General features: G+C 68.2%; 11 protein-coding genes. 7 read left to right on the top strand and 4 right to left on the bottom strand.

From position 1 onward, the window contains the following. The 4 genes from C4313_RS02140 to C4313_RS02155 all read right to left on the bottom strand — a co-directional run. Nucleotides 1–916 (bottom strand): leucyl aminopeptidase family protein (locus C4313_RS02140; RefSeq protein WP_352428266.1); only part of this gene is annotated, 916 nt, incomplete at its 3' end. A 144-nt stretch (nucleotides 917–1,060) separates the two neighbouring features. Next, the gene (gene rpmB / locus C4313_RS02145; protein ID WP_352428232.1) at nucleotides 1,061–1,246 is read right to left on the bottom strand and encodes a 50S ribosomal protein L28; all 186 of its coding nucleotides are present in this window, start codon (nucleotides 1,244–1,246) and stop codon (nucleotides 1,061–1,063) included. Nucleotides 1,247–1,320: 74 nt separating this feature from the next. Continuing rightward, entirely contained in the window at nucleotides 1,321–2,211 is an 891-nt protein-coding gene (locus C4313_RS02150; RefSeq protein WP_352428233.1) for a UbiA-like polyprenyltransferase, read from the bottom strand. 51 nt (nucleotides 2,212–2,262) lie between these two features. Next, nucleotides 2,263–2,997, bottom strand: a complete 735-nt coding sequence (locus C4313_RS02155) for an HAD family hydrolase (RefSeq protein ID WP_352428234.1) — start codon at nucleotides 2,995–2,997, stop codon at nucleotides 2,263–2,265. A 156-nt stretch (nucleotides 2,998–3,153) separates the two neighbouring features. On the opposite strand from C4313_RS02155, the gene C4313_RS02160 reads away from it, so the two are divergent. From C4313_RS02160 to C4313_RS02190, 7 genes are all read left to right on the top strand, one after another. Then, nucleotides 3,154–4,122: a quinone oxidoreductase family protein gene (locus C4313_RS02160; RefSeq protein ID WP_352428235.1), complete on the top strand. Its 969-nt coding sequence runs from the start codon at nucleotides 3,154–3,156 to the stop codon at nucleotides 4,120–4,122. A 10-nt stretch (nucleotides 4,123–4,132) separates the two neighbouring features. Beyond that, on the top strand, nucleotides 4,133–6,367 hold the full coding sequence (locus C4313_RS02165; RefSeq protein ID WP_352428236.1) for a glycoside hydrolase family 36 protein: 2,235 nt from the start codon (nucleotides 4,133–4,135) through the stop codon (nucleotides 6,365–6,367). Nucleotides 6,368–6,463: 96 nt separating this feature from the next. Further along, complete coding sequence (locus tag C4313_RS02170; protein ID WP_352428237.1) at nucleotides 6,464–7,465, top strand: LacI family DNA-binding transcriptional regulator; 1,002 nt, start codon at nucleotides 6,464–6,466, stop codon at nucleotides 7,463–7,465. Between the two features lie 59 nt (nucleotides 7,466–7,524). Next, nucleotides 7,525–9,846 carry an alpha amylase N-terminal ig-like domain-containing protein gene (locus tag C4313_RS02175; protein ID WP_352428238.1) on the top strand — a complete coding sequence of 774 codons (2,322 nt, stop codon included), beginning with the start codon at nucleotides 7,525–7,527 and terminating at the stop codon, nucleotides 9,844–9,846. Between the two features lie 238 nt (nucleotides 9,847–10,084). Further along, complete coding sequence (locus tag C4313_RS02180; protein ID WP_352428239.1) at nucleotides 10,085–11,239, top strand: extracellular solute-binding protein; 1,155 nt, start codon at nucleotides 10,085–10,087, stop codon at nucleotides 11,237–11,239. A 113-nt stretch (nucleotides 11,240–11,352) separates the two neighbouring features. Continuing rightward, nucleotides 11,353–12,717: a carbohydrate ABC transporter permease gene (locus C4313_RS02185; protein ID WP_352428240.1), complete on the top strand. Its 1,365-nt coding sequence runs from the start codon at nucleotides 11,353–11,355 to the stop codon at nucleotides 12,715–12,717. Beyond that, nucleotides 12,714–13,658: a sugar ABC transporter permease gene (locus C4313_RS02190; protein ID WP_352428241.1), complete on the top strand. Its 945-nt coding sequence runs from the start codon at nucleotides 12,714–12,716 to the stop codon at nucleotides 13,656–13,658. Before C4313_RS02185 ends, C4313_RS02190 begins: the two co-directional genes overlap by 4 nt. The last annotated feature ends 5 nt before the right edge of the window (nucleotides 13,659–13,663 follow it).

Here is a 13,663-nt window from a genome sequence, read left to right on the forward strand (position 1 = left end):
GGGCGGCCGCCGCCAGGGTCGCCCCCAGCACCGCCCCGGCGCCGGCCATGTCTCCTTTCATCGTCAGCATGCCTTCCTCACTCTTCAGGTTCAGCCCGCCGCTGTCAAAGGTGATCCCCTTCCCGACCAGGACCACCGGGCGCTCCAGCCGGCCCTCGGGGGCATATTCCAGAACGATGAACCGGGGGGGCTCCTCGCTTCCCCGGGCGACCGCCAGCAGCGCCCCCATCCCCAGCGCGGCGATCTGCGCCTCATCCAGGACCTGGACGTGCAGGCCGACCTCCCCCGCCAGCCCGGCCACCTCCTCCGCCAGCCGGCGCGGGGTCATGCTCGAGCCCGGCTCGTTGACCCAGTCCCGCACCCGGCAGACGTAGCGCGCCAGGATCTCCGCCCGCCACGCCCCTTGTTCAATGGCGGCCTGTCGGGACGCATCGAACTCCACCAGAAGGAGGGCCTCCGGGCCACCCCCCGCCCCGTCGGCCGTCCTGCGATGGAAGGTGTACAGGCCCAGGAGCGTCCCCTCCACCGTCGCATGGGCCGCCGCCTCTGGGGAAAGCCCGCCCCGCCCAGCGCCGTGGACGACCGTCGCCAGCGTCCGCACCCCCAGGGAGCGGGCCTGCTGGGCGGCCGCCGCCGCCGCGTGGCGGACGGCCTCAGGCCCAAAGCGCGCCTCCGGCCCCAACCCGACCAAGAGCACCCGCGGAGCGGGGATCCGCCCGTCCGTGTACAGGACGAGGGTCTCCCCCAGCCGCCCCCGGAAGTCCTTCATCGCCAGCACCCGGGAGATCGCCCCGCCCAGGGCCCGATCCACGGCCCCGGTCGCGCCCCCTGGGGCTTCCACCCCTTCGAACAAATTGACCACGATGGCATCCGCGGCCGTCTCCTGGATGGCCCCGACGTGCACCTCGATCCGCATCGTCCCCCTCCTGCCTCCCGGAGATGTCCCGCCGGCCACCCCGCCTCGCCCCCGACGCCAGAAAAGAAAAACCGATGATGTGGATCCCCGCCGGGGGCGCATCTCCACACCATCGGTTTCCACAGCGATCGGGGACGACCGCTGTCAGGCCCGTGCTTTGTGCAGGGTCTTCAGACAGCGGGTGCAGATGGCGATCCGGCGGGTCACCCCGTTGATGGTAACCCGCCGCTTCTGCACGTTGGCCAGGAACCGCCGGCGTTCGGCGTGGTTGGAATGGCTCACCGTGTTGCCGAAGGCCGTTCCCTTCCCGCAGATCTCGCACCGCGCCATTTTCCGATCCCCTCGCTCGCCCCAGGATGCGCCCGCAGGCGCGGGGCTTATTTTAGCCCAGGCCGCCCCCGTCGTCAACGGACGCCCGCCATCCCCCCTCCTCCGGCGAGGAGCCCGCCCCACGTGGCCGCAAGCAACAAGACGCTGATGTAGGCGTTCACGTTGAAGAAGGCGATGTCCACCCGGGAGAGGTCGTCGGGAGAGACCAGGCGGTGCTCGTAGACCAGCAGGGCCGCCACCGCGCCGAGGCCGAGCCAGTAGGGCCAGCCCAGCCGCAGGGCCGCCCCCAGGACCCCCAGGAGGATGACCATGCCGAGGTGGCTCAGGCGGGCCAGGCGGAGGGCGGCCGCGACGCCGAAGCAGGCGGGGACGCTATAGAGTCCCTCCCGGCGGTCGAAGTCCACGTCCTGGCAGGCGTAGATCAGGTCGAAGCCGGCGATCCAGAGGGTGACCGCCGCCACCAGGAGCCAGGCGGGCAGGTCTTCCCGCGTCCCGAAGGACCCCCGCAGGGCGATCCACGCGCCCAGGGGAGCCAGCCCGTCGGTGAAACCCAGGATCCAGTGGCTGAGCCAGGTGAAGCGCTTGGTGTAGTGATAGCCGATCAAAAAGACCAGGGCCACGGGAAGCAACGCCGCGCACAGCGGGTGGAGCGCCCAAGCCGCCAGCACCAGGATCAGGGTTGAGATCCCCACGGCCCCCTTCAAGGCCTCCGGGCGGAGGAGGCCTCGGGGTAGGGGGCGGTTGGCCGTGCGCGGGTTGCGGGCGTCGTAGTCGCGGTCGGCCAGGCGGTTCATGCTCATCGCCAGGGTGCGCGCCGCGACCATGGCGACGGTGATCCAGAAGACCTGATCCCAGCGCGGCCGCCCACCGGCCGCCAGCAGCATGCCGATATACGCGAAGGGCAGCGCAAAGACGGTGTGTTCGAACTTGATGGCTTCTAGGAAGATCCGCAGGTGGCGCACCATCCGCCGTCCCCCCAGCGCAAGGTGGTGGCGATCCCCGTGGGCTCCGCGCGGCTAGGGGCGGGTGGAGCCGAGGACGTGGAGAAGCTCGCGCAAGGCGTGGATGACCGCGTCCGGCTGCAGCCCGTCGGGCAGCGGGCGCGGGCCGTGGGCCATGACGGCCCAGATCGCCCGCATCCCGGCCAGCCGCGCGCCCCGGAGGTCCGCCTCCGGCAGGTCGCCGACGACAGCGATGGCCGCCGGGGGAAGGTCCCAGCGCCGGGAGATGTCCAGGAAGAGCCGCGGGTGGGGTTTGCGCAGCCCCACGGCGGCCGAGATCACGATGGGGTCAAAATAGCGCCGCAGCCCGAAGCGCTCGATCAGCCGCCAGGAGTGGTCGGCGTCCCCCGAGTTGGTCAACAGGGCGAGGCGATATCCTCGGGCCTGCAGCGCCTCCAGCGTCTCGTGGGTATCGGGGAAGGTCCGCCAGCAGGCCTCCTGAGGGGCCAGGAAAGCCCGCACCGCCTCCCGGATCATCGCCTCCGGGAGCCCCGCGAAGCCGAGTTCCGCCAGAGCCAGGGCGAAGGTCCCCGTCAGGGGGTGCTCGATCCACTCCTCCGACCCCTGACCGGAGCGTCGTTCCAGCCAGCGCTCCAGGGCGCCGGTGAAGGCGGCGGGGTCGATGGTGAGCCCGTGTCGACGCAGGGCCTCCAGGGCCGCCGCGAGCATCTGCGGGCGCAGCCCCTGCGGGTCGACCGGGAGGTCGATGAGCGTATGGCCGAGGTCGAAGATCAGGCCGCGGACCTGCACCGGACACCTCCTGGCGCGTTCTCGGGCGGGCCGAGGGCCGCGCCCTGTTCATGATGCATTATGGCGGGCAGGCGCCGTTCCGGCCAGCACGCGATGGAGGAGAGGCGGGCTATAATGAAGCCGCCGGCATGGATCCTCGTCGGGAGGCCTGCAACCATGCGCGCCATCCGCATCCACCAGTTCGGAGGGCCAGAGGTCCTGCGCCTCGAGGAAGTTCCCACCCCTTCCCCCGGCCCCGGCCAGGTCCTGGTCCGCCTTCGGGCCATCGGGGTCAACTTCATCGATCTCTACCACCGGACCGGCCTGTATCGGATCGACCTGCCCTTCCCTCCGGGCCAGGAGGGAGCCGGCGAGGTGGCTGCTGTGGGGCCAGGGGTGATGGGCTTCCGGGAAGGGGACCGGGTGGCCTACGCCGGCGTCTCCGGCTCCTATGCGGAATACAACGTGGTCCCCGCCGATCGCCTGATCCCTCTCCCGCCGCGCATCGATTTCCAGCAGGCGGCGGCCGTCCTCCTCCAGGGGATCACCGCCCAGTTCCTGACCCAAAGCACGTATCCGCTGCGGCCAGGGGACACCTGCCTGATCCACGCCGCGGCGGGCGGCGTCGGCACCCTCCTGGTCCAGATGGCCAAGCGCTGCGGGGCGCGGGTCATCGGGACGGTCTCCTCGCCGGCCAAGGCGGAGATCGTGCGGGCCCTGGGGGCCGACGCGGTGATCGTTTACACCGAGCAGGACTTCGAGGAGGAAGTCCGGCGGCTCACGGACGGGCACGGCGTCGACGTGGTCTACGACTCGGTGGGAAAGGACACCTTCGAGAAGAGTCTGAACTGCCTGCGGCCCCGGGGCGTCATGGTGCTCTTCGGCCAGTCCAGCGGGCCGGTGCCGCCGATCGACCCCCAGGTCCTCAACCAGAAAGGCTCCCTCTTCCTGACCCGGCCCGCAATGTGGCACTACCTCCGCACCCGGGAGGAGCTGCTCTGGCGGGCGGGGGAGGTCCTGCATCTGACCGCCACTGGCCAGCTGAAGGTCTTCATCGATTCGGCCTTCCCCCTGGAGCAGGCCGCGGAGGCCCATCGGCGGCTGGCCTCCCGCCAGACGGTGGGGAAGGTCCTGCTGATCCCGTAGGGGCCCGCCGATGGTGTTCGCCGATCCCTCCGGGATCCGTTGGGCGGCCGGCATCGCCCTGGAGGGCGCGGACGGGCGGGCCTGGCCCCCCGAGGCATGGGTCCTTCGAACGGAGGAGGAGGCCGAGGGGGAGGACCGCCACGGGCCCTTCCGGGAGCGCCGCCAGCACTTCCGGGTGGAAGGCTGGACGGCGGTCCGCCAGTGGCGCGTCTACGCGGACGGGGCGGCGGCCGTCCGGCTGATCGTGCGTCGGGAGGCTGGCCCCCCGCTGGCGCTGCGGCGGATGGCGGTGCTCACAGGCCTGCTGGAGGCTCCGTTCCCGCCGACCTCCTGGCGCTTCTATCAGAACGGCTTTCACTCGTGGAGCTTCGCGGGCGCCACCGCAGCGGCCGCCGCGGACCCCCGGACCCGATTGGGGCCCTTCGGGGCGCCGATGGTTTTCGACGTGGCGACGCCGCCGGGGCCCCCGGGGCTGCGGCGCAGCGACCTGGTGGCCGCCCTGGTCCTCGGCCCCCGGGCGCTGATCGTCGGCCAGCTGACCACCGCGGACCAGTTTGTGAAGATCCTCCTGGACGGACGCCACCGGCCGCGGCTGGAGGTGATGGCGGAACTGGACGGCCTCCCGATCGCGCCCGGCGAGGAGATCGCCTCGGAGTGGATCTGGGTGGAAGCGCGGGAGGCCTCTGACCCGGATCCCTTCGGCGCCTACGCCGCGGCGGTGGCCCGGGCGATGGGGGCACGGGGACGGCTCCCGGCGCCCGCGGGCTGGTGCTCCTGGTATTTCTACGAGACCCGGGTGCGGGCGGAGGATGTCCTGGAGAACCTGGCGGCCCTCGCCGGGCGGCGGGATCGGCTCCCCGTCGCGCTGATCCAGATCGACGACGGCTTCCAGGCCGCCGTCGGGGACTGGCTGCGTCCCAGCCCGCGCTTCCCGGAGGGGGTGGCCCCGCTGGCGCAAGCGATCCGGAACGCGGGGTTCACGCCCGGCCTGTGGCTGGCCCCTTTCTTGGCCTGGCCGGAGGCCCCGGTGGCACGGGCCCATCCGGAGTGGTTGCTGCGGGACGAGGGGGGGCGGCCGGTCTCCGCCGGCTACAACTGGTATCGATGGCTGCGGGCCCTGGACCCCACACACCCGGGCGTGACGGACTGGTTGCGGGAAGTGATCCACACCGTGGTGCACCGCTGGGGCTTCCCCTATCTCAAACTGGATTTCCTCTACGCGGCAGCGCTGCCCGGCCGCCGCTACGACCCCCGCAGCACGCGGGCCCAGGCGCTGCGCCGAGGGCTTCAGGCGATCCGGGAGGCGGCGGGCGAGGAGGCCTTCCTGTTGGGCTGCGGCTGTCCCCTCGGCCCGGCCATCGGCCTGGTCGACGGCATGCGCATCGGGCCCGACGTGGCCCCCCACTGGGCCCCGCGCCTGTTCGGCCTGAGCCGTCCGTTCCGCCAGGAGCCGAGCCTCCCGGCGGCCCGCAACGCGATCCGCAACGCCCTGACCCGGGCCTGGATGCACCGCCGCTGGTGGTGGAACGATCCCGATTGCCTGATCCTCCGGGACCGGTCCACCCGGCTGACCGAAGAGGAGGTCCGCCTGCTGGTCACCGCGGTGGCCATCAGCGGCGGCATGGTCCTGGACAGCGACCCGGTGGCCTGGCTGCCGGAGGATCGCCTGGGGCTGTGGGCGGCGGGTCTGCCGCCCCACGGGCGGCGGCCGGAGATCCTGGACCTGCTGGAGCGGCCCTTCCCCCAGGTGGTTCGGCTGCGGGGGACCCTGGGCGGGGAGCCCCTGATCTGGATCGCGTTTCTGAACGGGGAAGACCGGCCGCTGGTGCGGACGTGGTCCCTGGCCGCGCTGGGGGTGCCGGATCCCGCTCAGGGCTTTGCCTTCTGGTCGAGGGAAGTGCGGATCCTGCAAGGCGCATGGACGGTCCGGCTGCCGCCCCACGGGGCGGCGCTGTGGGCGCTGCGGCCGGCCCGCCCTGGGGTGCGCTGGTGGGGATCTACCCTTCGGATCCCCCCCGGCCTGGAGGTGACGACGGCGGTGGAGGCGGAGCGGGCGGGTCGGTGGACGATCGCCCTCGGCCGGAGGGCCCAAGGGGCCGTCTGGCTGGCCCTGCCCGGGTCCCGTCCGTGGGTGCGCTGGGAAGGCCAGCCCCTCGACCCGGCGCCGGTGGGACCGGGGATCTGGCGGGTGACCCTGACAGTCCAGGAAGGCGGCCTGCTGGAAGCCGGATCCGAAACCCCTTGACAGATCGTCCCCTTTCCCCTATAATGAAAGCGCTTTACAAAAGCGCTTTATTCATGGGGCTCCGGCGTTGGGGGCAGGTCCAGGAGGGTGGGTGACATGCCCACGATTTACGACATCGCGCGGGAGGCCGGGGTTTCCATCACCACGGTTTCCCACATCCTGAACAACAAGGGCCGCTTTAAGCCGGAAACCGTGGCCCGGGTGCTGGAGGCGGTGGAGCGGCTGAAATACCGGCCGAACTTCGCCGCCAAGAGCCTGGCCGCCCGTCGGACGAACACCGTGGCCCTCTCTGCCCTGTTGACCCCCGAATCCTTCGACCCCCTCAACCTCCAGTATTTCGGCGCCATCGCCCAGGCCGTCAGCCGTCACGGCTACACCTTCCTCTTGCATGTGAGTCCGGACATGGAGTCCTTCGAGGAGTTCGCGGCCTCGGGGATGGCCGATGGCTGGCTGCTGATGATGGTCCGTCGTCGCGATGAGCGCATCGACCTCCTGCGGGAGCGACAGGTCCCCTTTGTCTCCATTGGCCGTCCCGACGAGCGGGAGGCCATCGATGTGGTGGACACAGACTTCGAGCAGACGGCGCGGCTGGCCCTGGAGCACCTGCTGGCCCTGGGCCACCGCTGCATCGCCTACCTGGCGGAGCCGCTGGCCTTCGGTTTCTCCGCCATCCGCCTTCAGGCGTATCTGCAACTGCTTCAGACCTACGGCCTGGAGGAGAACGCGGAGCTGGTAGCGGAGACGGACGGGACGGAGGCGGGCACCGTCCGGGCCCTCGAGGCCCTGTGGGCCAAGGGGCGGCCCATCACGGCTCTTATCACCCATGATATCCCGGCCCTCACGGCCCTCCAGGTTTTGAGGGGGTGGGGCCTGCGGGTGCCGGAGGAGGTCTCGGTGATCGGGTGTTCGGATTCCCCGCTGGCCGCCCTTGCCGACCCTCCCCTGACGACCATCAACCTCCACGTTGAGGGCATCGCGGAAGCCGCCGTGGAGGCGTTGGCCCGCCGGCTGCAGGATCCGGAGGCGCCTGCTTGCCATGTGCTCATCCCGGGCCGTCTGGTGGTGCGCCGCTCCACCGGCCCGGCGCCGATCCGTTGAGGATGGGAGCGATCGGCCGTCGAAGGATCGCCACACATTGTTGAGATAAGGAGGGAGCCATGCGCCAGCGGGTGAGGTGGGGGATTTTCCTGGTCCTGGCGGTAGGGGCCGCTCTGTCGGTGCGGCCGGCCTGGGCGGCCAGCAACGACAACAACGTCGAATGGTACGGTCTGGGCCACAACAGCCGCGACAGCTTCTACCGGAACCCGACGATGGCTGTCCCGACGGGCCAGCGCATCCATTTGCGCTTGCGGGTTTACCGCTACGACATCACCGGGGCGGTCGTGCGGGTGTGGGACAGCGCGGCCGGCCAAGAGGCCCTCTATCCCATGGCCTGGGAGACCAACGACGCCACCTATGATTACTGGGGAGTGGATATCCCGGCCCGCAGCTACCCAACGGTGCTCTGGTATCACTTCCGTATCTACGATGGCACGGCCGTGGCCTACTACGCGGACGATGGGGCCCGGGACGGCGGATGGGGGATGCCTTACGCCAGCGAACGGGACGCCCAAGCCAACGACTACAACATCACCATCTACGATCCCAACTTCGTGACCCCCGATTGGTTGAAGAACGCGGTCATTTATCAGATCTTTCCGGACCGTTTCTACAACGGCAACCCGACCAACGATCCGACAACCAGCGAGAAGGTCTATGGGGATTCGGTTCTTTTCCACACGAACTGGTTCGATTTGCCCGAGAACCCGCCCCGCGGCCGCGATTTTTATGGGGGCGATCTGGAGGGGGTGTTGGCCAAGATCGATGTCCTGCAGGACCTGGGGGTGACGGCGATTTATCTCAACCCCATCTTCCGCGCGCCTTCCAATCATAAATATGACACGGTGGACCACAAGCAGGTCGACCCTCATCTGGGCTCGTTGACTGTGTTCCAGAACCTGTCGTCGGCGGCCCACAACCGCGGGATGCGGCTGATCCTGGATGGTGTCTTCAATCACACCAGCGTGGCGCATCCCTTCTTCCAGGATGTGGTCGCCCGTGGCTCTGCTTCGCCCTACTGGTCTTGGTATACGGTGTATCGCTACCCGATCCGCTGGTTCGACGACATCAACCGCAACCACCGCTGGGACCCCGGGGAGCCCCAGGTGAACTGGGATAGTCCCCTGCAGGGCATCCTCGGCTCCCCGGATTACGCCAGCTGGTGGGGGTTCGCCACGTTGCCGGAGTGGACGGAGATCCAGGCGGTCCGGGATTACGTCTATGGTGCCCCCGATGCGGTCGCCCGTTACTGGCTGAACCAAGGGGCGGACGGATGGCGTTTGGACGTGGCCGATGAGATCAGCCACGGCTTCTGGCAGGCCTTCCGCCAGGCGGTCAAGGCCACCCGGGCGGATGCCCCGATCATCGGCGAGGTGTGGGGGGATGCCAGCGAGTTCCTGACCGGGCGTGAGATGGACAGCGTCATGAACTATCGGTTGAAGTTCGCCCTGACCGACTTCATCGCCAAACGGAGCATCCCCGCCAGCGCTTTTCACAACCGGTTGCTCGCCATCCAGGAGGATTATCCGCCTCAGGCGTGGTATGCGTTGATGAACCTCCTGGACTCCCACGACACCGCCCGCTTCTTATACGATGCCGGGGGGAGCAAGGCCCGGCTGCGGCTGGCGTTCTTGTTCCTGATGACCTACCCCGGAGCGCCGACGATCTACTACGGGGACGAGGTCGGCCTCACGGGGGCCAACGATCCGGATAACCGGCGGACCTATCCCTGGGGACAGGAGGACATGGCGTTGCGGGCGGACGTCCGACGCCTGATCCGCATTCGATCCCTTTACGCCGCTTTGCGGACGGGGAGCATCGCCCACGGGGTGCTCCTGGATGATTCGCAGGGTCTTTATGGTTACCGCCGCTGGGACGCCAGCAACAGGCTGCTCATCGGGCTGAACAACAGCGACGCCGCCCGCACCTTGACGTTCCCCACCGCAGGGTATCTGGCCGACGGCACGCGGGTGACCGACCTTTGGAACGGCGGCCAATACTGGACCCGCAGCGGACAGGTCGCCGTGCCGGCCCCCGCCACCGGCGGGACCATCCTGGTGGCCGGTACCGCGAACGACGTGAAGGTCACCTTCACCGTCCAGGGCTTCGTCACCGCCTACGGGCAGAACATCTTTGTGGTGGGCGACACCCCGGAGTTGGGATTCTGGGATCCCGCCAAGGCCCGTCCCCTCCAATGGGTGAACACCAGCACCTGGTCTGGCGATGTTTATTTCACGGATTATAGCAAGTGCCGGGGGATCCAATACAAGTACATTGTCAAGAACCCGGATGGCTCGGTGATCTGGGAAGGGGGGTCGAATCACGTCCGCACCCTCCCGTGCTCGGGATCCGCGGTGTTCCAAGACACCTGGCAGCCTTGATCCGGATCCGGCGAACCCGCCAGGGTCCCTTCGGGAAACCCTGGGGGCGATCCCAATAAGATCCACAGGAGGTGAGAGATGGTTCTGCGACGTTTCTACGTCGGGATGGCGGTTCTCGCCTTGCTGGGCCTGCTGCTGGGGGCGTGTGCGCCGGCGGCCACGCCCACCCCCACCCAAGGGCCGACGCCCACCCGAAGCCACGAAGGTCCCTGCTCCTTCGCCGACCCCGGCGCCCAAGGTGAAGATCACCTACTGGGAGCAGGAGAACGAGGAGGTCGATGCCTTCCTGGACGAGCTGGTCGCCGACTTCATGAAGGCCCACCCCAACATCACCGTCGAGCGGGTCCATTACGGCAACGAGGAACTGCGCGATCAGTTCCAGGCCGCCAGCCTGGCTGGGTCGGCCCCTGAGCTGGTCCGGGTGCCCAACGACTTCGCCGGCCCCTTCAGCGCCCTGGGCATCATCGCCAAGGCCACGGAGGTCTTCGACAAAGCCTTCCTGGACCAGTTTATCCCGGAGGCCTTGAATGCCACCCGGGTGAAGGGGGAGATCTGGGGGGTGCCCGACAACTACGGTAACCACTTGATGTTGCTTTACAATAAGGACCTGGTCAAGGAGCCGCCCAAGGACACGGATGAGTTGATCAAGATGGCCAAGGAACTGACCAAGGGCGAGGTCCAGGGCTTCGCCTACAACTTGAACGAGCCCTTCTGGCTGGCTCCGTGGCTGGGCGCCTTCGGGACCTGGCCGCTGGATGAGAACGACAAGCCGACCTTCAACAACGAGGGGACGGTGGCGGCCCTCCAGTTCGTCCAGGACCTCAAGTTCAAGCACAAGGTGGTGCCGCAGGAGTGCGATTACAACTGCGCCGACACCCTCTTCAAGGAGGGCAAGGCAGCCATGATCATCAACGGGGACTGGTCGCTGGGCGGCTATGTGCAGGCCCTGGGGAACAAACTGGGCGTGGCCCCCATCCCCAAGGTGACCGCCACCGGCAAATATCCCACGCCCATGACCGGCGGCAAATACTGGATGGTCTCCAAGGCCGTCCTCCAGAATCCCGCCAAGCTCGAGGCGGTGAAGGCCTTCGTCGCCTACATGACCTCGGCGGACGTTCAGAAGAAGTGGATCCAGAAGTTCAAGCGCCTGCCCTCCCTGAAGGCCCTCAAGGACGATCCCGCGATCCAAGGCGATCCAGTCCTGAAGGGGTCCTTCGAGCAGCTGCTGCTGGGCAGGCCGATGCCCGCCGCCCCGGAGATGCGTTGCGCCTGGGACGCCATGCGGCCCAATCTGGAGGGGGTGATGGCCGGCCAGCTCAAGCCGGCGGACGCGGCGAAGGCCATGCAGCAGGCGGCTGATCAGTGCGTGGCGGAGCTCGGGAAGAAGAAGTAAGCGTCGAGCGGGGGAGGGGGCCTGCCGGGCAGGCCCCCTCCCTTTCCGGTGGGATCGAGGCTGCGGGTCGCCTCCGCTAGAATAGCGGGGGCAATGGTATAAGGGGGGAAGGGATGGGGGCGCTGACGCCGGAGATCATGGCGCGCTCGCTGGCTCAGGTCCTGGGCTTTCTGTTGGCCGTCCTCGCTGGCCTGGCCCTCCTGGAGCTCCACGTGTATTTGCTCGTGTTCCGGAGGCCCCGCTCGCGGCCGGCCGCCCTCTTCACCCGTGCGGTCCAAGTCGGCCTGGCCGGGCTGTTGCTGCTGCTTTTCCTGCGCTTCCTGGATCGTGTCGGCCTCATCGCCGATCTGGCGGCGGCATGGGGGCTGACATCGTGGCTGAGCGCGCCGGAGCGGTTGTGGGCGGCCTGGTCGGCCCGGGTGGGGATGCCATGGGGATGGCTCCTGCCTGCCCTGGCCCTGCTGCTCCTCGGAGGGGCCATCTACGTCGGGGGGGAGCCCCGGCCTTCCCGCCTGGGCTTGGCCTATCTGCTGATCCTTCCGGCTCTCCTGGGGATCAGTTTCCTGATCGTGATCCCCTTCCTCTACGAGGCCCGCCTGGCCTTTTCGAACATGGCCATGTATACCGCCCAGAACCCCGAGTTCGGGCTGCGCTACGGCATCGAGAACTTCATCAAGGTCTTCACCGGACCGGTGGCCAAGGACGCGACCTTTTTCGAGGTCTTCGGCCGCACGGTTCTCTGGACGGTCATCAACGTCACCCTCCACGTGACCGGGGGGCTGATCCTGGCCCTGCTCCTGAACCGGCCGATGCGGCTGCGGGGGCTCTACCGCACCATCCTGATCCTGCCCTGGGCCGTCCCCTCCACGATCACGGCGATGGCATGGCGGAACGAGTTCGACTTCCGCTACGGCTTCTTCAACATCCTCCTCCGCAACATGCAGCAGCTCTTCGCCGACCTCGCCGACCGCACCGCCTCCGTCCCCCTGATCGATGATCTCTTCGCCGGGCTCTCCCAGGCCGTTGGCCCGGTCCCATGGCGCCAGGACCCCACCTGGGCTTTCGTCTCGGTGGTGATGACCAACGTGTGGCTGGGCATCCCGTTCATGATGGTGGTGCTCCTGGGGGGCCTACAGAGCATCTCCCCGGAGTATTACGAAGCCGCCGAGATCGACGGCGCCAGCAAGTGGCAGCAGTTCCGGCACATCACCTTGCCCCTTCTGCGGCCGGTGCTGGTGCCGGCGACCATCCTGGGGACCGTGTGGACGTTCAACCGCTTTGAGGTGATCTACCTGGTCACGCAAGGGGGTCCTCAGGAGAAGACGGACATCCTGGTCTCCTCGTTGTATAAGGCCATCTTCCAGTTTTACCGCTATGGTTTCGGCGCTGCCTTCGCCCTGGTGATCTTCTTCATCCTCCTCCTCTGGTCCATCCTCTATTTGCGGATCACCAAAGGCTTGCGGGGGATCTACGAATGAAGGGGAAGACGATCCTTTCCTCTGTGGTGGAAGTGCCAGCGGCCCTGCCCCGGGCGTGGCCGCGGCCCCGGCTGCGCGCACTGTTCTTCCGGCCCCGGGGGGACAGCGCGGCCAAGCGCCTGCTGATCCATCTGGCCCTGTGGGCCGCCTGCGCCGTCGCCGTCTATCCCGTCCTCCGGGTGGTCACCATCTCCCTGCGGCCGGCCAACAAATTGCTGACCACCAGCCTGGCCATCATCCCCGAGGACGCCACCCTGGCGAACTACATCGAGCTCCTGGTCGGCCGGCCGGGGCGGCCCACCGAGTTCTGCCTCTGGATCTGGAATAGCCTCATCATCACCCTGACCACGGCGACAGTGGGGCTCCTGCTTTCGGCCACGGCGGCCTACGCCTTCTCCCGCTTCCGCTTCCCCGGGCGCAACGCCGGGCTGATCTTCCTGCTGAGCACCCAGATGTTCCCGGCCGCCATGCTGCTCCTTCCCCTCTTCATCATGATCTCCCGCCTGGGCCTGATCGACTCCTACCTGGGCTTGGTCATCGCCTACTCGGTGACCGCCGTCCCCGTCAGCATCTGGATCCTGAAAGGCTACTACGACACCATCCCACGCGATCTGGAGGAGGCGGCGATGATCGATGGGGCCTCGCGGCTGGGGGTCCTCTGGCACATCATCCGCCCCCTCTCCACCCCGGCCCTGGCCATCGCCTTCCTGTTCAATTTCATGAGCGGATGGAGCGAATACATCGTCGCCCGCATCATCCTCCACAAGCGGGAGATGTATACCTGGCCCCTGGGCCTGTGGACGTTCACGGAACAATATACGGTGTTGTGGGGGAAGTTCGCCGCCGCCTCTATTCTGGTGGCGCTGCCTGTCACCCTGCTCTTCCTGTATTCCTCCCGCTGGCTGTTGACCGGCCTGACGCTGGGCGGGACGAAGGAGTAGGCCGG

Origin of the sequence: Thermoflexus sp., from assembly GCF_040289485.1 — a bacterium.
Lineage (GTDB): Bacteria > Chloroflexota > Anaerolineae > Thermoflexales > Thermoflexaceae > Thermoflexus.